The sequence below is a fragment of the Corynebacterium sp. HMSC075F02 genome (assembly GCF_001838335.1).
Classification (GTDB): Bacteria; Actinomycetota; Actinomycetes; order Mycobacteriales; family Mycobacteriaceae; genus Corynebacterium; species Corynebacterium jeikeium_D.
Genome location: NZ_KV836313.1, coordinates 32,555 through 50,489 on the forward strand (window position 1 = coordinate 32,555; position 17,935 = coordinate 50,489).

18 protein-coding genes are annotated in these 17,935 nt (G+C 59.3%); 10 read left to right on the forward strand and 8 right to left on the reverse strand.

Features of this window, described 5'->3' with window-relative positions; all coding sequences use genetic code 11:
* Positions 1 to 153 precede the first annotated feature (153 nt).
* The 3 genes from HMPREF2920_RS06535 (at position 154) to HMPREF2920_RS06545 (ending at position 2,896) form a co-directional block, all read left to right on the forward strand.
* Positions 154 to 1,806, forward strand: coding sequence for a threonine/serine exporter ThrE (locus tag HMPREF2920_RS06535; RefSeq protein ID WP_070601116.1), 1,653 nt, complete (start codon positions 154 to 156; stop codon positions 1,804 to 1,806).
* A gap of 221 nt (positions 1,807 to 2,027) precedes the next feature.
* Entirely contained in the window at positions 2,028 to 2,405 is a 378-nt protein-coding gene (locus HMPREF2920_RS10800; RefSeq protein WP_016421440.1) for a hypothetical protein, read from the forward strand.
* Positions 2,406 to 2,419: 14 nt separating this feature from the next.
* Positions 2,420 to 2,896 (forward strand): META domain-containing protein, encoded by a 477-nt coding sequence (locus HMPREF2920_RS06545; RefSeq protein WP_016421441.1) that lies wholly within the window; start codon positions 2,420 to 2,422, stop codon positions 2,894 to 2,896.
* On the opposite strand, the gene HMPREF2920_RS06550 is transcribed toward HMPREF2920_RS06545, so the two are convergent.
* Positions 2,878 to 3,501: a flavin reductase family protein gene (locus HMPREF2920_RS06550; protein WP_016421442.1), complete on the reverse strand. Its 624-nt coding sequence runs from the start codon at positions 3,499 to 3,501 to the stop codon at positions 2,878 to 2,880. The genes HMPREF2920_RS06545 and HMPREF2920_RS06550 overlap by 19 nt on opposite strands.
* A gap of 103 nt (positions 3,502 to 3,604) precedes the next feature.
* Complete coding sequence (locus HMPREF2920_RS06555; RefSeq protein WP_016421443.1) at positions 3,605 to 4,711, reverse strand: LacI family DNA-binding transcriptional regulator; 1,107 nt, start codon at positions 4,709 to 4,711, stop codon at positions 3,605 to 3,607.
* A gap of 317 nt (positions 4,712 to 5,028) precedes the next feature.
* On the opposite strand from HMPREF2920_RS06555, the gene HMPREF2920_RS06560 reads away from it, so the two are divergent.
* The 3 genes from HMPREF2920_RS06560 to HMPREF2920_RS06570 are packed head-to-tail and all read left to right on the forward strand — an operon-like array spanning position 5,029 to position 7,594.
* Positions 5,029 to 6,039: a metal ABC transporter solute-binding protein, Zn/Mn family gene (locus HMPREF2920_RS06560; RefSeq protein WP_070854099.1), complete on the forward strand. Its 1,011-nt coding sequence runs from the start codon at positions 5,029 to 5,031 to the stop codon at positions 6,037 to 6,039.
* A gap of 2 nt (positions 6,040 to 6,041) precedes the next feature.
* The gene (locus HMPREF2920_RS06565) at positions 6,042 to 6,722 is read left to right on the forward strand and encodes a metal ABC transporter ATP-binding protein (RefSeq protein ID WP_070601113.1); all 681 of its coding nucleotides are present in this window, start codon (positions 6,042 to 6,044) and stop codon (positions 6,720 to 6,722) included.
* On the forward strand, positions 6,722 to 7,594 hold the full coding sequence (locus HMPREF2920_RS06570) for a metal ABC transporter permease (RefSeq protein WP_070601112.1): 873 nt from the start codon (positions 6,722 to 6,724) through the stop codon (positions 7,592 to 7,594). The genes HMPREF2920_RS06565 and HMPREF2920_RS06570 overlap by 1 nt, the downstream gene beginning before the upstream one ends.
* A 556-nt stretch (positions 7,595 to 8,150) precedes the next feature.
* On the opposite strand, the gene rlmB is transcribed toward HMPREF2920_RS06570, so the two are convergent.
* The 3 genes from rlmB to HMPREF2920_RS06585 all read right to left on the reverse strand — a co-directional run bounded on the left by rlmB (position 8,151) and on the right by HMPREF2920_RS06585 (position 11,273).
* Positions 8,151 to 9,095 (reverse strand): 23S rRNA (guanosine(2251)-2'-O)-methyltransferase RlmB, encoded by a 945-nt coding sequence (gene rlmB, locus HMPREF2920_RS06575; protein WP_016421447.1) that lies wholly within the window; start codon positions 9,093 to 9,095, stop codon positions 8,151 to 8,153.
* A gap of 57 nt (positions 9,096 to 9,152) precedes the next feature.
* Positions 9,153 to 10,556 (reverse strand): cysteine--tRNA ligase, encoded by a 1,404-nt coding sequence (cysS, locus tag HMPREF2920_RS06580; RefSeq protein ID WP_049171927.1) that lies wholly within the window; start codon positions 10,554 to 10,556, stop codon positions 9,153 to 9,155.
* A gap of 141 nt (positions 10,557 to 10,697) precedes the next feature.
* A complete protein-coding gene (locus HMPREF2920_RS06585; RefSeq protein ID WP_005510159.1) occupies positions 10,698 to 11,273 on the reverse strand; it encodes a CarD family transcriptional regulator in 576 nt (191 codons plus the stop codon).
* Positions 11,274 to 11,427: 154 nt separating this feature from the next.
* On the opposite strand from HMPREF2920_RS06585, the gene HMPREF2920_RS06590 reads away from it, so the two are divergent.
* Both HMPREF2920_RS06590 and radA read left to right on the forward strand, forming a co-directional pair.
* Positions 11,428 to 12,114 (forward strand): hypothetical protein, encoded by a 687-nt coding sequence (locus tag HMPREF2920_RS06590; RefSeq protein ID WP_049171870.1) that lies wholly within the window; start codon positions 11,428 to 11,430, stop codon positions 12,112 to 12,114.
* A gap of 289 nt (positions 12,115 to 12,403) precedes the next feature.
* Positions 12,404 to 13,963, forward strand: a complete 1,560-nt coding sequence (gene radA, locus HMPREF2920_RS06595) for a DNA repair protein RadA (RefSeq protein ID WP_049171872.1) — start codon at positions 12,404 to 12,406, stop codon at positions 13,961 to 13,963.
* Here radA and HMPREF2920_RS06600 read toward each other — a convergent pair.
* Both HMPREF2920_RS06600 and HMPREF2920_RS06605 read right to left on the reverse strand, forming a co-directional pair.
* Positions 13,960 to 14,679, reverse strand: a complete 720-nt coding sequence (locus HMPREF2920_RS06600) for a hypothetical protein (protein WP_049171874.1) — start codon at positions 14,677 to 14,679, stop codon at positions 13,960 to 13,962. The two genes, radA and HMPREF2920_RS06600, sit on opposite strands and share 4 nt — an antisense overlap.
* Before the next feature lie 4 nt (positions 14,680 to 14,683).
* The gene (locus HMPREF2920_RS06605; protein ID WP_042388218.1) at positions 14,684 to 15,316 is read right to left on the reverse strand and encodes a carbonic anhydrase; all 633 of its coding nucleotides are present in this window, start codon (positions 15,314 to 15,316) and stop codon (positions 14,684 to 14,686) included.
* A 29-nt stretch (positions 15,317 to 15,345) separates the two neighbouring features.
* On the opposite strand from HMPREF2920_RS06605, the gene HMPREF2920_RS06610 reads away from it, so the two are divergent.
* The gene (locus HMPREF2920_RS06610; RefSeq protein ID WP_048731806.1) at positions 15,346 to 16,278 is read left to right on the forward strand and encodes an HhH-GPD family protein; all 933 of its coding nucleotides are present in this window, start codon (positions 15,346 to 15,348) and stop codon (positions 16,276 to 16,278) included.
* A gap of 137 nt (positions 16,279 to 16,415) precedes the next feature.
* The gene (locus HMPREF2920_RS06615) at positions 16,416 to 17,603 is read left to right on the forward strand and encodes a lipase family protein (protein ID WP_048731803.1); all 1,188 of its coding nucleotides are present in this window, start codon (positions 16,416 to 16,418) and stop codon (positions 17,601 to 17,603) included.
* A gap of 39 nt (positions 17,604 to 17,642) precedes the next feature.
* On the opposite strand, the gene HMPREF2920_RS10805 is transcribed toward HMPREF2920_RS06615, so the two are convergent.
* Complete coding sequence (locus HMPREF2920_RS10805) at positions 17,643 to 17,819, reverse strand: hypothetical protein (protein ID WP_005510144.1); 177 nt, start codon at positions 17,817 to 17,819, stop codon at positions 17,643 to 17,645.
* Positions 17,820 to 17,935: the final 116 nt, after the last annotated feature.

The following is a 17,935-nucleotide window of genomic DNA, read 5'->3' on the forward strand; positions in this document are numbered from 1 at the left end:
CCACCGAAAACGAATTGAGATTCTCCGTCACCGACGGGGTAGTGTGACTATCGCTAAATCACTGGGGCTATGTTGCTGCAACGCCTCTAGAACTCGTCTTTGCAATAGCGCTGCAACGCACCCCAGGCAGTATCGGGGAAAGGAAGTGTCGACATGCCATTCGATGGTGGCAACAAATCCAACGCCGAAGAAAACTCCGCTGCGAAGGATGATGCCTACGATGCCGAAGCCGCTGTCGCTTACCCCGCTGACCCCACTGTCTCTTACGACGACACTCCGCAGACCCAGTTTCCTGCAATCGACAATCAGTCCACCTTCAAGCAGCGCGTGATTGATTTCGTTTCCGGCCCAACGGCAACTGTCGACCTAGTGCACTCGACCACTACCCCACTGCCGCTGGCACCGATTGATTATTCCGACCCCAGCCAGGTTACGGCCGTACTCGATCTCGCTGCTCGCATCGGAGGACTGCTGCTGGCATGTGGCTCGGGCAACCGCGACACCGAGCTGCAGATTAAGACCGTGACCTCAGCCTATGGCCTCACCCAGATCCAGGTTGACATCACGTTGACCTCGGTGACGGTCTACCACCTCATCGGTGCCCGCCGCACACCAATTACGGCTATGCGCGTAGTCACCGCACCAGTGCCCGACTTCGAGCGCTTGCGCCACACGGACCGTGTCATCCGCCGAATTCGCGCGGGCCATCTGAGCCTGGAGGAGGCTATTGAGGCTATCGACAAGGTCGAGCGTGAGCCCGCAAAATACCGCCTCCGCGTCATCTACGCTGGCTGGGCGTTGCTGGCCTCATCTGTGACAGTGCTACTCGGCTCGAGTTTCGAGGTCGCTCTCATCGCGGCTGCCGTCACACTGGCCATTGTCATTGTGATTGGCGAGCTTGCCGCCCGCGAGTTGCCCACATTCTTCCAAAACGCAGTCGGCGGTCTCATCGCCACACTCTCCGCTGCTGTACTCAATGCGGCACAGGCATACCTTCCCTTTGAAATGCAGCCATCCAGGCTAATTGCCTCGGGAATCATCGTGATGCTCGCCGGCCTAACCCTCGTGCAAGCACTGCAAGACGGCATCACCGGCGCGCCAGTGACTGGCTCAGCGCGCTTCTTCGACACCATGCTGTTGACCGGCGGCATCGTCGCTGGCATCGCGATGGGCATCGAGTTTTCTGGAATGCTGGGCATTCCGCTTCCCGACGTCATCGCGGGCTCCGACCTCAACCTGGCCCAGGCGACAGTGCGGGTGATAGCGGGAACTACCGCCTCAATCGCATTTGCGTTGGCCTCGAATGCTGGGTTCACCGCGTTGGCAGTGTCCGGAACGGTCGCCCTGCTGGGGTCAATGACCTACTACTACGTGTTGACTCCGCTGGGAGTTCATCCGGTGACCAGCGCAGGCGCGGCAGCAACACTGATTGGTCTCATCGGTGGCCTGCTGGCACGACGTTGGTCCATCCCGCCGCTAATTACGGCAGTGGCAGGCGTAACCCCACTGCTTCCGGGTATGACAATCTACCGCGGTATGCACGCACTGCTGCACGACCACCCGACCAAGGGGTTTACGGCGCTGGCCTCAGCGCTGGGCATTGCGACGGCACTAGCTGCGGGCATTGTCCTCGGTGAATGGATGGCGCGCAGGCTCCGTCGCCCTCGCGCACTGCGCGAAGACAGTGGCCTGACCCGTCCAATCCGGGCCGGTATGCGTCGCATCCGTCCTGTGAATCCGCGGAACAAGCCTCGCCGTCCACGCAACTACCGCTTCAAGGGCGGTATGAACCCGCGCGTGGACTAGCCGTACCGTGGGAGCATTGTCCACACCGCGCGACCTATCAACAACGTGGTAGAATTAGGTTTTTGAATTGTAAGTAGCGCTTAAAGCCGAAACTGCGTCATCACAATCCCATTCCTTCTCCGCTGAACTCGGTTGAGCTCAGTGACGGGAGCATATGGCGAGATGGCTGGCAGAAGTAGGTGTATTGGGCGCAATTAAGGCCATGCTTGCCAGGAGGATTCGTGCCACCGAAGGTCACAGACACTCGCACTGCTCAGAACGAGGCTCTTCACAAGGTCGAAGAAAAGACCGCTGCTGGCGCACGGCGAATTGTTGCTACCTTCGCCGAGGATTTCTACGATGCCGTCACTCTGATGTGCATGCTCGGAGTGGAGAAGGAAGGCCTGAGCTTCAAGAAGGTTCACGAGGAATACGAGAAGGAAAACGCTCCGAAGACCGCAAAGCGCACACGCAAGTCCACTAAGAAGACTGCGAAGAAGTCGACCAAGAAGGCCGCAAAGAAGACCACTCGTAAGACGGCGAAGAAGGCTGCCAAGAAGGCCGCTAAGAAGACGACGAAGAAGGCTGCTAAGAAGACCACCAAGAAGGCAGCTAACTAACGGGGTCACGCAGCATGGGTCGGAGCGGGAAAAAAGCGGTTGCCGCAGTAGCTGTCGTTGCGGCAGTGTCCATGACGGCTACCGCATGCCAGGCAAAGCCGGCAGCGGAGATCGTCGGCAAGCAATGGCAGATAACCGCGATCTTTGATGACCCAAACCTGCCCCACGGTGTGCCGGACGGAACTCAGGCGCCGACTATTACGTTGGGGCAGACAACATATACCTTCGCTGATTCCTGTGGCAACGGCTCTGGTTCGCTGCAGTGGAAGGGCGAGGCGGTCGAATTCGGTACCCCGGAGCAGACTCGCAGTTTGGACTGCTCAGACCAGGCGCAGACCTATTCGGAGCGTTTCCACAAGATTGTGGCGGGCGAATTCGTCTACACGCAGGACAACAATGGTCTGCGCATGCGAGAGATGAAAGACCCCAAGCCAGGCGAGGATCGCCGTGGCTGGACTGCGACAACTTCGGGTTACACCGAGGGGCGCTGACGCCACTTCTGATCGACAGGCGCATCGGTGCCGGGGTGAGAAACCCGTGCGTAAGAACCGCGGTGGTAAATGAGCGGATTGATTTCTTCACGCTTGCCGATAGCCACAATATCCGCCGTCACAATCCAGTGATCGCCGCCTTCGTAAACATCGACGACGGTGCAATCAATCCACACGGAGCAGCCGTGCAATAAAGGGTTGCCCAGCTCAGAGCGGGTCCACTTCCCCGTCTTGAACTTTTCGCCATTACTGCGGCCGAAGGCTGCCGAGATATCCTCCTGATCCTCGGCCAACACATTGACGGAGAAGCGTCCAGCGTTCCGTATATGCGGCCAGGACCGCGAGGTCTTCATGACAGTAAACAGAACCATCGGTGGAGTGAGACTCAGCGAGGAAAAAGACTGGCAGGCGAAACCGTACGCTTCGCCTTCATCCTCGGTGGCGATAATGGTCACGCCAGTGGTGAACTCACTCATCGCGCCACGGATAGACATTTCATCCAATTCGACGGGGCCGCCAAGTTCGACATGGTCGTCGCGGGTAGCTTCCGGACTATTGAGAGCCGCAGCTGATCGGTCGGTGCTCGAATTTGTTGAATCTGTCATGTAATAGACCTTAATCTGAATCCGAACACAGTAAAGACGAGGTGGGGTTTACCACCCCAAGAGCCCCCGATAGCGCCACGATGTTGTTACCCTCGTCGGCCCGCTACCCGGCTGACGGTGCCGACGGCGCTGCGGTTGTCGATCCAACGACAAACTCAGTCTCCAACAAGACGCGAGGAGCGCGACCGCTGTCCTCGCGTGCGGCCTCAAGCTCCTCGGCCAGCGCGCGGCCGACGGCAATGCCCTTCTGCCTATTCGGCTGAATTACAGTGGTCAGCTTGTGGAAGAGGGCGCGCTCGATTCCGTCAAAGCCTGTGATGGACAGGTCCTCCGGAACACGAATTCCGTTCTCCTTGGCATATTCCAAGACCGCAATTGCCTGAGTATCCGTGGTACAGACCACCGCCGTGAGATCCGGGTTGTCGGTCAGCAGCTGGCGAGCCGCATCGCGGTTATTCTCGCGGTCATTGAGGTGGCGCTCGATGATAGGCACATCCACCTGCTGAATACCAGCCTCGGCAAGCGCTTCCAGCGCACCTTCGACGCGGTTCTTCTGCACCTGGTGATGAGCTTCTGCCAGCCGCTTCTCCGTGACATATCCCGAGTTCGGGGTACGCGACAATCGCACTGACAAGATTCCCACCTTGCGATGTCCCAGTTCAGTCAGGTGTCGCACCGCGGGCTTGATGGCCTCACGGTCATCGATGCCCACAAACGGTAGAGCCACCGCATCTGCAGGCTGGTCGCACACGACCGTCGGCAAGCCACGGGCGCGCACGGCAGCGAGGAACGGGTCGTTGTCCGCGACGGAGTAGACCACGAAACCGTCGACCACCGCTTGCCGAATCAGATTGAGATCTACGTCCCCGCCCTCCTCGGAGGAAGCTGGAATGACCAACATGGAGTCGCCCATTTCGCCGAGCTCCTCTGCGAGGCCGGCGAGAAAATCCACCGACGCAGGGTCTTCAAAAGCGAACGGGAGGTGCTCGGTGAACAGCACGCCGATGGCGCCAACCCGGCGCATGCGCAGACCGCGAGCCATTGGGTCCGGCCCGGGATAGCCAAGCCGCTCCGCAGTTTCCAAGATGTGCTCCCGCAACTTCTCCGAGAGCTGGTCAGGGCGGTTGTACGCGTTGGACACAGTCGTGCGCGAGACCCCAAGTTCTGCAGCGATGGAAGCCAAGGTGCCACGACGACGCCGACTTTGCACGGAATACCGACCCTTCTTGAAAAACCAACAGCGACTGCCCGCTCAGATATCTTCGTCCAGCTACCTCAGGTAGAAAACCTCGATTTTATGGAAAAGAACTACAACGAGCATCACACGCATCTAATCGCGGACAACTTTACCCAACGAATGTGCGCGACTGTCATTTCGGCCACTCCGGCAGAGGCCCGCCTTGTGACTGGGTCTCCGCAGCCCCTACTATGTTCTTTGAACTAAAAGACAACTGTTTTCAATAGCGGTTGATGCTCAGGAGCTGAATAAAAGGAATAATTCAGCCCGCAACAGGATTGGATACATATATGAAGGCACGCTTTTCCACGCGCATCGCGGCGCTAGTCGCCAGCGCCGGCCTCGTCGCAGGTCTCGGCGCATGCTCCAGCAATGATGACAGCGCTACGTCCGCGGGCAAGTCCGAAGACACCATTAAGGTGGTCACCTCCACCAAGGTCTGGGCAGACGTCGCCGACGCAGTCACCGACGACGAGAAGGTCTCCATCGACCCGATTATCGCGTCCAACGACATCGACCCTCACTCCTACGAACCGGCCGCAGCCGACATGGCAAAGGTAGGGGACGCCGATATTCTCGTCGCAGGTGGCGGGCATTACGACGCATGGCTGACCTCCTCTCTGCGTGACGCAAAGGACAAGGTCATCATCTCTGCGCTGCCGCAGGAAGAAGGCCATGACCACGAACATGACCATGATCACGAGGGCCACGACGACCATGATCACGAGGGCCACGAGCACGACCATGAAGGCCACGAGCATGATGGCGAAGGTCACGACGACCACGAAGGCCACGAGCACCACCACCATGACGGCGAAGCCAACGAACACGTCTGGTACGACACCGATGCGGTTGAAGAAACTGCAGAGCAGCTCGCCGAAGCTCTGACCAAGCTGGGCGCCAAGGCCGACGCCAAGGCTGTCGACAAGGAAATCAAGGACATCGAAGAGGCCAAGAGCAAGCTCGAGGCCGCTAAGGTTGCTCAGGTTCACCCGCTGGCCGATGACATCCTGAAGGACACGAAGATCAAGGACATCACCCCGAAGGGCTACCGTCAGTCCACGCTGAATGAGTCCGAGCCGTCGGCAAGCGATGTCAATGAAATGCTCAAGCTGATCGAGTCCGGCGAGCTGGACTACCTCATCGACTCGCCACAGACCCACGACCAGGTCTCGCAGCGACTCGTCGAGGCAGCCAAAGCAAAGGGCGTTAAAATCGTCGGTGTTTTTGAGTCACCCAGCACTGACCAGTCGTTCTTTGACCTCTACAAGCAAACCCTTTCCGATATGGAGTCCGCATAACTTTGCCCTCACTGACTTTTACTGACGCAGCCGTCGAACCGCTGTGGTCCGGTCTCAATTTGAATATCGAGCCCGGCGAGTTCTTGGCCATCCTGGGCCCCAATGGCGTCGGCAAATCCACGCTGCTGACCGCTGCCCTTGGCATGCGCCAGCTGACTCACGGTTCAGTAAAAGTCGACGGGAACCTCGGCTACATTCCACAGCAGCGGATGTTCGAGCCCTCACTGCCCATTCGGGTTCGCGACCTCGTCGAGCTGGCGGCCGGCAAGAACCGCTCCGCCACCGACCAGATGCTGGACTTTGTCGGCGCAACGGGTATTGCGGACCGTCGTGTCGGCACGCTCTCTGGCGGTCAGCAACAGCTTGTGCGCCAGGCGCAGGCGCTCGTTTCGGCACCGGATTTTTTGCTTTGCGACGAGCCTCTGCTCTCCCTCGACCCTGCGGCACAACGGACCACGGTCGAGCGCCTGGACCGGCATCGCCGGGAAAATGACACGGCAGTCGTCTTTGTCACCCACGACATCAACCCCATCCTGGGCGTCTGTGACCGGGTGCTCTACCTGACGCCGCATGGACATGCGGTCGGATCGGTCGAGGAAATTATCACCTCAGAGACGCTCTCGGAGCTCTACCAAACCAAAATTGTGGTTGCCCGTGTCGAGGGAAAGCTGGTTATCGTCTAATGACCCTACTGACTCAGTATTTCTCCGACACCGCCGCTCTACTCCAGGTCGGCTTCGTCCACAATGCCCTCATTGCAGCGGCACTGCTTGGGCTGATTTCCGGCATCATCTCGCCCCTGATTGTCATGCGGCAGATGAGCTTCACGGTCCACGGCACCAGTGAGCTGGCACTCATGGGCGCATCCGCGGCCCTACTACTTGGTGTCAGTGTCAGCAGCGGCGCCATTATCGGCTCGGTGCTCATCGCAATAGTCCTGGCAGCACTGTCGCTTCGAGGGCGCCAAGATGCGGTTGTGGGCGTGGTTTTGAGCTTCGGCATGGGCTTATCGGTGCTGTTTATCCACCTCTACCCTGGCCGGACAAGTACCGCGTTTTCACTTCTCACCGGCCAGATCATTGGTCTGACTGACACTTCTCTATGGACGATGGCCATCGTCGCGGTCATCGTCGTCGGCGGCGTTGCCTGGAAATGGCGGCCGCTGCTATTCGCCTCCGCTGACCCCATCATGGCCGCCGCCTGTGGTGTCAACGTCAAGGCGCTATCGATCTACTTCGCGATTCTCACCGGTCTCGTCGCCGCCCAGGGCGTGCAAATTGTCGGCTCCCTGCTCGTCATCGCCCTGATTATCACCCCGGGTGCCGCGGCCGCATTCGTCACTGCCTCGCCGGTGAAGGCCATCATCCTGTCGACCATCTTCGCCGAGGTCGCGGCTGTCGGCGGCATCGTCCTCTCGCTCGCACCGGGCATCCCGGTCAGCGTTCTAGTGACGACAATCGCGTTTGTCCTCTACCTGATTTGCTACGCCATCGGAACGGTGCAGTCGCGTAAGGCAACGCGTGACGACGTTCAGGCTGCCAAGTGGAGCAAATAGACACATACGCTTTTCGGAGTGGCTTTTAAAACAACAAAAACATCGGGCAGCTCCTCGAGTGACGATTGCGGAGAAGGTGCGTCCACCTCCCCTCTCGCCACCGAGGGGCTGCCCGTATTTTTACTGGATTCTCTAAAAGCAGACTCCAATACCCCCGCTCTTTTTAAGACTGCGAGGCTGCCGAAATGGGGTGACCCGGCAGACAGAAAAACTAACGCTGAGGATGTCGTGGTCTGACATCTCAGTGACCCAAAAGCTAGCTGTACAAGCCACCGCTAGGTCCGTGAGCATCCCTAAATTACGGCCAATTACGCCCCCATTTCTAGGAGCATGATTTGCCCGCCCTCCCCTTCAGGAAACTACGGATAATTTTCTGTTGGAAGTGATAATAACGCCGTCATTTCTGCAGCGCACGCCGGAAATAGAATTATCTTTAAAGCGCTGAACTACTGGGGGTAGCCATAAGTACCGGCCGCCATTTAGAACGCAAAATACCCCACGTAAACGCCATTACTATGACGAATTGGTAATGGTGCCTACGGGGGTATCAAATGCGCTACTGGCTACTCTTTGCCCGGCGCTGGCGGGCAAACTCACTCAGAGTCACGCCGGCAGCAACGGAAGCGTTGAGCGACTCAACCCAACCGGTCATCGGAATGGACATGATGGTGTCACAGGTATCGCGCACCAGGCGCGAAAGTCCCTTGCCCTCGGAGCCGACGACCATAACCACCGGGGTGGTGCCGTCGTAAGTGTCCAGAGTGTGATCGCCACCGGCATCCAGTCCAACGACCTGGTAACCAGCCTTCTGGAACTGCTTGAGCGAGCGCACCATGTTGGTCGCCCGCGCAACCGGCAGACGCGCAGCAGTACCAGCAGAGGTACGCCAGGCGACGCCCGTAATGGCAGCCGAGCGACGCTCCGGAATCACCACACCGTGACCACCAAAGGCCGCCACCGAGCGAATGACCGCACCCAGGTTACGCGGATCAGTGATGTTATCCAGGCAGACGATAAGGCCCGGCTCACCGGTCTGGGCCACAGAATCAATCAGATCTTCGACAGATGCGTACTTGTACGGCGGAATCTGCAGGCCGATACCCTGGTGCATGGTGTTGCCGGTCATGGTGTCCAACTCGTGGCGGGGTACCTCGCGAATCGGGATACCACGGGAGTTAGCAATACGCACTGACTCCTGCAGGCGCTCGTCATTGTCGGTACCCAGCGCCACAATCAGCGCGGCCGCTGGCACCTTTGCATGCAGGCACTCCACGACCGGGTTACGGCCAACTACCAGCTCGGTGCCATCCCCCTTGCGCTCATGACGCCCCGAGTCACGGCGGCGCTTCTCTTTCGCCCGCTTATGAGCTGCGTGATAAACGCGGTCCTCTGCTTTCGGGGTCGGCCCCTTGCCACGCAAGCCACGCTTTTGGCCACCGGAGCCGCCAACGTTCTTCTTGCTTGCCTTGCGCACTGCACCACGACGACCGTTGCCTGCCATAGCTACCTGCTTCCTGTTGTTAATAGTTTTCTTTAGCCTAAAGCCAGCTTTTCAGCCCTAGTCAGCGACAGACCATGCTGGACCATCCGCGGTATCAGTTACCTCGATACCCGCTTCCTTCAGGCGGTCGCGCACAGCATCAGCCGTAGCCCAGTCCTTCTCTGCACGAGCCCGGGTGCGTTCCTCCAACTGGTGCTCAACCAGCACACCGAGCGCATGCATTGCTGCATCAGAACCGGAATCGGAGGTTGCCCACTGCTCATTCAGCGGATCGAATCCAAGGACTGCGGCCATAGCGCGGACAGCACCGGCAATCTCCTTGGCCTTGGTCTCGTCGCCGTCGGCAAGCGCCTGATTGCCTCCACGAACAGCGTTGTGGATTTCTGCGAGCGCGCGCGGGACAGCGAGGTCGTCGTCGAGCGCTGCTTCGAACGCCGGCGTCCACTCACCGATTTCGATATCGCCGAGCTTATCGACGGCACGGTGCATAAACGCCTCGATACGACGGTAGCCCGCTGCCGCTTCCTGCAGAGCCTCCTCGGAGTACTCCAGCACGGAGCGGTAGTGCGCACTGCCGAGGTAGTAACGCAGCTCAACCGGACGAACCATGGTCAAAATGTGCGGCACAGACAAAACGTTGCCGAGCGACTTCGACATCTTTTCACCGGACATGGTGACCCAGTGATTGTGCATCCAGTAGCGAGCAAAGCCGTCGCCGGCTGCGTGCGACTGCGCAATCTCGTTTTCATGATGCGGGAACTGCAGGTCGAGGCCGCCACAGTGGATGTCAAACTCCGAGCCCAAGTAGTAGGTGGCCATGGCGGAGCACTCCAGGTGCCAGCCCGGCCGGCCATTGCCCCACGGCGTCGGCCACGAGGGCTCGCCCGGCTTAGCCGCCTTCCACAGTGCGAAATCGTGCGCACCGCGCTTGCCCGGAGTATTGGTCTCGCCCTGCTCCATCTCGTCGACGCGGTTGCCGGACAGGCTGCCGTAGTCGCTGCCTTCAGCCTTGGACCAGGCATCCACGTCGAAATAGACGCTGCCGTCGACGGCGTAGGCGAAGCCGTTATCCATCAGACGCTGCATGTACTCCACCATCTGAGTGACATGTCCGGTGGCACGCGGCTCAACGCTCGGCGGAAGAACACCGAGCTGGTTGTAGGCCCAGGTAAATTCGCGCTCAAAGCGGGAGACCCACTCCCACCAAGGGCGGCCGTGCTCGGCGGCCTTATTCAAGATCTTGTCATCGATATCGGTGACGTTACGCACAAACGCGACGTCATACCCCTTGGCGATCAGCCAACGGCGCAAGATATCAAAGGCCACGCCAGAGCGAACATGGCCAATGTGCGGCTGAGCCTGCGGAGTCGCACCGCACAGGTAAATGGAGGCATGCCCCTCGCGGAGAGGCTCAAAATCCTTCAGTTGGCGGGTTGCGGTATCGAAGATTTGAAATGTCACAGCCCCGAGCATAGCGGGGAAATAGATACGGGTGAAAAAGAGAAAACGGCTAGCGCACACGGGCAATGTGTGTGCGCTAGCCGTTATCCGGAAAAGTGCAGAAAATCCCTACTGGGTGGAAAACCGATAAGGGGGCTCGACTTATGCGTCTGCGTCCAGGTCCACCGGCTTATCGTCGGCTTCATCCTTCTTCTCACCAGCGGCACCTTCCTGTGCCAGCGCGCGGTGACGCTCGATAGTGGCATCGACGCGGGCAAAAACTTCCTCGACCTTGGCCTCATCAACGCCGTCGGCAAGCGCGAGCTCACCGACGAGAACCTGGCGAGCCTTGCTCAACATACGCTTTTCGCCGGCGGACAGACCGCGGTCCTGATCGCGGCGCCACAGGTCACGAACCACCTCAGCGACCTTGTTAATGTCGCCCGAACCCAGGCGCTCCTGGTTGGCCTTGTAGCGACGAGACCAGTTGCCGGCCTCTTCCACGTCGGTCTCACGTAGCACGGAGAAGACCTTCAGCAGTCCCTCTTCACCAACAACATCGCGGACACCGACCAGCTCGGCATTCTTGGCGGGCACCTGGATATTCAGATCACTCTGCAGAATCTGCAGTACAAGGTACTGAACGGTCTCACCGTTAAGCTCTCGTTCAATGATGTTTTCGATTTTCGCAGCTCCGTGGTGCGGATAAACTACGGTATCGCCAATGCTGAATTCCATGTAATGCACACGCCCTTTCCAACGGCCTTCCACCCTATCATGTCCCCCCATGATTTTACGGGTAGTATGAGAACATCTTAGGAAGACACTAAGGTGTTCTTTAAATACTGAAAATCCTATCGCCCATCCTCAAGCTACTGGAGGAAATCTAGTCATGGCCTTCAAGTCCGTACTTCGCCGCAGCGCTCTCATCACCGTCTCCGCAGCATCTGCAGTTGCACTTGCTGCCTGTGGCGCCGGTCAGATTTCGCAGACCGCAAATCAGCACCCGGCTGTCGACGGTGCGATGAACGGCGGCGAAGATGCTGCCGGCAAGGGTGCTGAGAACACCAACTCGGCTCTTGGCTTCGTCAACATCCGCGACGCTCACATCCTGGTTGACCCGGAGGCTGGTACCGCTGGTCTGAAGTTCTCCGCCAGCAACCAGCAGCGCGCTACCGAGTCGGTCTACACGCTGAAGTCCGTCACCGTTGAAGGTATCGGCGAGGTTGAGCTGAAGAAGGTCGCTGAGACTCCTTCCTTCGCTAAGGCTGCCAAGGGCGAGAACTCCTTGCCGCGCGAGTGCCAGATTGTTGCCGGCCCGAAGTCCGTCATCGATCCGCTGGCTAAGACCGCTAAGGACAACACCGGCTGCATCGCGTACTACACCAATGAGCTGGACCCGGCCACCCTGGTTGGCGACAAGAGCAGCGCTGCTGGCCAGAACCGCGAGGCCACCTTCGAGTTCACTGACCCGCAGGGCAACACCAACACCTACGACCTGGACATCACCGTCTCCGCTGACATTCTGGAAGCTGGCGCACCGAACCGCGGTGCTGACGGCATGATTGAAACCAAGTAAGCGCAGTACAGCGCGTTCCCTGCGCTGTTCGTGCGCAGCGCACTATCAGCGCTGGTACAGCGCAGTCCTGTCCCGCAAATAACGCGAGGAGCTTCATCGAGCGGGCATGGGCGATTGGTCGCTTGATACGGGCCACGGCGGTACAGTCAGTCCTTGACACATGTCATTGACTCTGCCCTGGCCCGTTCTCGCGTATCTGGGGCAATTTTTTAGCGACATTTCCCGCACATCCCGCACCAAACGTTGTCGGGTCTGTCGCCCCCTCGTTTGAAGCAAAGGTGGTTGCACCGTGGCCAAGACCAAAGACGAAGCCTACGAATGCTCGGCATGCGGTTGGCAGGTGTCAAAATGGGTCGGCCAATGTCCCAACTGCAAAGAGTGGGGCACGCTGGAGAAGGTCACTATCCGCTCCAGCAGCGGGAAGTCCGGCTCCACCCTTGAGGACAAAATCGCCGCCCGGGCAGCCAAGCAACGTCGCCGGAGTGCTGCCGCAACGGAGCCCGGCACGCGGGGCGGTCGTCGTAAAGCATCTTCCACTTCCGTCGCGGCTGAGAGCCAGCGTTTAGCACAGCGCGCGCTTGACGACGAGGCGGAGGAACGTTTCCTCGCCGAGACATCCGCAACAGATCGAATCCCCACTTCTTCTTCTGAGCTGACGGCCATTACCGGGATTTCCGCCAAGGCTGCGCACGCGGTGCGCACGGGCATCGGTGAGCTGGATCGGGTGCTCGGTTCGGGTATTGTGCCGGGTTCGTTGGTGCTCTTGGCCGGCGAGCCGGGGGTTGGTAAGTCGACGTTGCTGCTGGAAGTGGCCTATCGCTGCGCGGAAGGCGATTTGGGGCCGACACTTTACGTCACAGGTGAGGAGTCGGTCGGTCAGGTGCGGCTGCGTGCCGAACGCACTGGCGCGCTGTCGGACTCGCTGTACCTGTCGGCGGTGTCGAATATCGAGGACGTCATCGATCTGACGCTAGAGCTCTCCCCCGGTCTGCTCATTGTGGACTCCGTGCAGACGATGCGTGCCGACGTCGAAGGTGCTCGCGGTGGCGTTGCTCAGGCCCGCGCCGTAACCTCTGCCCTGGCGGCGTTGGCAAAGGAGACCGGGACTGCGATTTTCTTAGTAGGGCACGTGACCAAGGACGGCAATGTGGCCGGCCCGCGCACGATGGAGCACCTGGTTGATGTGGTGCTCAACTTCGAAGGCGATAGACACTCGGGGCTACGCTTCTTGCGGGGTCTGAAAAACCGCTTCGGCAGCACCGATGAGGTGGGCTGCTTCGAGCAGACCGCGGGCGGTATTGCGGAAGTTGAGGATCCCTCGGGGCTGTTTTTGCATCACCGAACGCCGACCTCGGGAACTGCAATTACCGTGGCCATGGATGGCCGCAGACCGCTGCTGGCGGAGGTGCAGGGCCTGGTAATCAACACTGAGGCACATAATCCACGACGCAATGTCTCTGGTCTCGACCCGAGGCGCGTGCCGATGGTCGCGGCCGTGCTGACTGAACACGGTAACTTCAAGCAATTAGCCCGCATGGAGATGTACGTGTCCACCGTCGGCGGAATGACGCTGTCGGAGCCTGCCGCGGACCTGGCGATTGCGCTGGCACTGGCCTCATCCATGACTAAGCGGACCTTCCAGGACAAAACCATTGCACTCGGCGAACTGGGGTTGGCCGGCGAAGTGCGGCGAGTGACCGATTTGGAGTGGCGCCTTAAGGAAGCTCATCGAATGGGCTTCGACACGGCAATTGTGCCCAGAGGCGCAAAAGGCCCGGCAGGGATGCAACTGCTGGAAGCAGGCACCGTTGCCGAGGCCATTGAGCTTGGGTTAGGAGCTAAGCGCTAGCGCATGTTGAACGTGTAGGCGTCAGAGTTGTTGTCACCAATCACGCCGTAGAAGATGTACGACCCGGAGGGAACTGGGACCCGGTCTTCTTCGGAGCACTTGTTCGGCGCCGAGGTCAGACGCGACCAGGTGGCGGCATAGTTGACTTCCTCGCCCGGTGCCAATACCAGTTCACCGTGGCCTTCGGAGTCATTGCAGTCCACATCCGACCAGACTCGCTCATACGTTGCCAGGTCGTACACCTCGAAGCGCAACTGCTGCTCATCAAGGTTCACGCGGCATTCACCGCCGGTGGGATTGTGGACGGTAATCGCCAGAGTCGGCTGCTCATCGCCGTAGTTCGGCTGATCCGAGGTGGCCGTCACCTGCAGATCTGCAAGGGTACAGTCCTTTTTGCTCGCAAGCGCCGCCTGAGCGTTATCCTTCGCGGAGTCTTCGCCTTCCTTGTCGCCCTTCTTGGCGTCCTTGTCAGACTTGTCAGACTTGTCGTTCTCCGAGTCCTTGTCAGACTTAAGCGCGTAAGGTTCCTTGGGCTGTTCCGGAGGAGTCACCTCTTTCCCGTCATCCCTGGTGACATTCACCGGTTCAGAATCCTCGCTGTCCCGGTTTACCAGTGCGGAAATACCCCAGCCCAGGAGAACGAGGATGATAACGAGCAACACCGCCGCGGCGATACGCCGACGCCGGTAGATTTCTGGAGGCAGCTTATTGGTCACACATTTAGGTTAGCGGGTTCTCGCTGACTCCATGGGTAACGACGGTCTCAGCGCGTCCGTCCTCCAAGCGGTACCGCATACCGACAACGCCTACCTCGCCGGTCACCAAGCGCGATGAAATCTCTGGCGAGCGATCAATAATGTGATTAACAATCTCGCGCACGTGGCGCCGCTCAAATTCGTCGATTTCCGTCTCGCCATCTTTGCGAGCCGCCAACAGCGACGGGGTGACTTTCTCAATCAGCACACGCTGGAAACCACCCGGCAGTTCGCCACCGTCCAGTGCATTCTTCGCCGCAGCCACAGCGCCGCAGGACTCGTGGCCGAGAACAATCACCAGCGGAACTCCCAGACCATCAACTGCGAACTCCAGCGAAGCCAGCACCGACAGGTCAGTAATCTCACCGGCAGTACGAATCACAAATACATCGCCCAGACCCTGATCGAAGATAATCTCCACCGGAGCACGGGAATCCGAGCAAGCCAGCACAACGGCCTTCGGCTTCTGCCCCTGCGTCAGCTGCTTACGACGAACCAAGTCCTGACGGGGATGCGCAGTCTTGCTCTCACAGAAGCGGAGGTTTCCGCGCACCATCGATTGCCATACACTCTCAGGAGTCCTCTCAGAATTGCTCATAGCTATATTGTGCAACGACTCCGCTGTTTATGGGAAAGCGAGAATGTAGATTGACCTCTGCAATTAACCAATCCGACGACTTCGACGAACACGTCGATGCCGCCTTACGTGATTGGTATCGCGCCAACATGCGGCCACTTCCCTGGCGCGAAGAAGGCACTTCACCATGGGCTGTGCTCGTCAGCGAAGTGATGAGTCAACAGACTCCCGTCGCCCGGGTAATCCCCTCGTGGCGCGCCTGGCTGGAAAAATGGCCCACCCCAGCCGATCTGGCAGTCGCCCCCAAAGATGAAGTCGTGCGTATGTGGGGAAAACTCGGCTATCCCCGACGTGCGCTCCGGCTGCGTGAATGCGCAGAAAAGATCGTCGAAAAGCACGACGGCGAAGTGCCGAGTGACGTGGACACGCTGTTAGCCCTTCCGGGGGTAGGAGACTACACCGCTCGGGCGGTAGCGGCGTTTGCTTTTGGCGCGCGCACGCCGGTGGTGGACATCAACGTGCGCCGCGTACTCCGGCGACACCGCCAGGGCACGTACCTTCCCGGCATCGCCAAACGCGCCGACATGGCGCTCGTCGAAGAGTTGCTACCACTCGACCCCACGACTGCGGCCGAGACTTCCGTCGCGCTCATGGAACTCGGCGCTACCGTCTGCCGAACGACACCCGAGTGCGAGGCCTGCCCCATCGCCACCAGTTGCGTCTGGATTGCCGCCGGTCGCCCCGAACCCGAAGACCACGAAATCGCCGCTGCTAAACGGCGTGTGCAGAAGTTCGAAGGCACCGACCGCCAAGTCCGGGGATTGCTTCTCGACGTGCTCCGCGCTGCCGACTCCCCCGTCGAACAGGCCGCTCTCGATGCGGTCTGGGATGATGCACACCAGCGTTCCCGCGCACTGTTTTCCCTGCTTGACGACGGACTAGCGGAGCAAACTCCCGATGGCCGCTTCCAGTTGCCCCGTTAAAGCCGAGGCAATGCTCCGGTAAAGACCAGATTCGGACAAGTGCGTTGCCTAGAATTAGGAACATGAACACCTCGCTCCATCGATCTCAGCGCCAACGCTGTCTCTTTGGGGCTAGTAAGCGCAGAATTGCACTGAGCATGGTGCTCGGAATTTCTCTGATTGGCACTAGCGCGGGTGGGATCAGCGGTTGCTCGGCGGTGGATGGACTAGGTTCCATCGACTTCGGCTCCTCAGATTCTGACTCTTCTGCGGTGAAGCGATTGCCTCCGGGGCAGGTAATTACGCAGACACCATTTCCGGTCAATGCGCCCGCACGCGCACAGCGGGTCGTGTTTTCCTCCACAGGTGCACGCGACCACCGCCAAACAGCAGTATCTGGTACCGTATTGCAGCCCTATGCCCGCTGGTCGGAGAAGTCCCCACGGCCTCTGGCGGTGATTGCGCCGGGGACTCTCGGGATGGCCGATAACTGTGCCAGTTCGGTTGCGCTGCGCTACGAAGCACCTCCGACGCCTCCGGCACCTCAGTTGCTGGCACAGGGATGGAATGTTGCCATCGTGGATTACCAGGGGCTCGGCACGCCCGGGGTACATCCGTATCTCAACCGTGAGGTTGCCGGGAATAACACGCTCGATATGGCGCGAGCGGCTATTGAAACTTTACAACTACCTGCAGATACTCCCATTGCGCTGTTCGGCTACTCACAGGGCGGAGGTGCCACCGCTGCAGCCGCCGAGCTAGCCGATGAGTACGCCTCGGAGTTGAACATCCGCGCTGTTTACGCCGGGGCTATTCCGGCCGATCTCACCGACACTGCGCTGCATATTCGCGGCTCGGCGTTGGCGGGGCTCGTCGGTTACTTCATGAACGGCTTGATTGCAGAGTACCCAGAGACAAAAGAACCAATCGAGCGCATGCTCAGCCCACTGGGGCAGGACTTCCTGAAGCTCACCGCCGATGAATGCATTGGCGCCACTGTCGAACGTTGGCCTCGCAATGACACCAAGGCATTTACTGCCAATGACTTGGGGATAGCGGAGAATCTGCGCTCGCCCGAGCTCTCCCCCGTCGTTCGACGCCACGTGGACGAGCAGGCTCTGGGCACAAAGACTCCCAGTATGCCCGTGTTCGTTACCCATAATGCATTGGATGATGTGTTACCCGTGACGTCGGCACGCGAGCTTGTGCAGAAGTGGCAAAAGGCCGGCGCCGACATCACCTACGTGGAGGTCGAGACTGACCTCGGTGATGGGACGCACGGCCTTGCCTACGTGCTCACTCACGAAGAGATGCTTGCCTGGGTGAATCAGAAAATGGGGTACTAGCGGCGACAACCGCCACTTTCCTCCATCTAGCAAGTACAGCTACTTTTTCTTCCAGCGACCACGGAAGGTTAGGCCCTTGCCCAGTCGGACGGTGTACCCGCCACGGCTGTTAATTGTCACTGGACCGATACGCTTAGAACCAGAGACTCCCGAACCCGAGTAGTTCAGCCACGTGTCCTTGTCCAGGTTCTGCTTCTTGCGAAATTGAATCCCCATTTAGTTCTCTCCCTCGGAGTTATCAGATTCGGCCTCTGCCTCGGCAGTGGCCTGATCGGCAGTACTTTTGATGTCGCCAGATACAAACGCTCAGGATACCGTCAGCGCTGCCGAGA

Coding starts and splice junctions, on each gene's coding strand:
- HMPREF2920_RS06535 (WP_070601116.1), top strand. CDS start 154: ATGCCATTCGATGGTGGCAACAAATCCAACGCCGAAGAAAACTCCGCT.
- HMPREF2920_RS06545 (WP_016421441.1), top strand. CDS start 2,420: ATGGGTCGGAGCGGGAAAAAAGCGGTTGCCGCAGTAGCTGTCGTTGCG.
- HMPREF2920_RS06550 (WP_016421442.1), bottom strand. CDS start 3,501: ATGACAGATTCAACAAATTCGAGCACCGACCGATCAGCTGCGGCTCTC.
- HMPREF2920_RS06560 (WP_070854099.1), top strand. CDS start 5,029: ATGAAGGCACGCTTTTCCACGCGCATCGCGGCGCTAGTCGCCAGCGCC.
- HMPREF2920_RS06570 (WP_070601112.1), top strand. CDS start 6,722: ATGACCCTACTGACTCAGTATTTCTCCGACACCGCCGCTCTACTCCAG.
- rlmB (WP_016421447.1), bottom strand. CDS start 9,095: ATGGCAGGCAACGGTCGTCGTGGTGCAGTGCGCAAGGCAAGCAAGAAG.
- HMPREF2920_RS06585 (WP_005510159.1), bottom strand. CDS start 11,273: ATGGAATTCAGCATTGGCGATACCGTAGTTTATCCGCACCACGGAGCT.
- HMPREF2920_RS06590 (WP_049171870.1), top strand. CDS start 11,428: ATGGCCTTCAAGTCCGTACTTCGCCGCAGCGCTCTCATCACCGTCTCC.
- HMPREF2920_RS06605 (WP_042388218.1), bottom strand. CDS start 15,316: ATGAGCAATTCTGAGAGGACTCCTGAGAGTGTATGGCAATCGATGGTG.
- HMPREF2920_RS06610 (WP_048731806.1), top strand. CDS start 15,346: ATGGGAAAGCGAGAATGTAGATTGACCTCTGCAATTAACCAATCCGAC.
- HMPREF2920_RS06615 (WP_048731803.1), top strand. CDS start 16,416: ATGGTGCTCGGAATTTCTCTGATTGGCACTAGCGCGGGTGGGATCAGC.
- HMPREF2920_RS10805 (WP_005510144.1), bottom strand. CDS start 17,819: ATGGGGATTCAATTTCGCAAGAAGCAGAACCTGGACAAGGACACGTGG.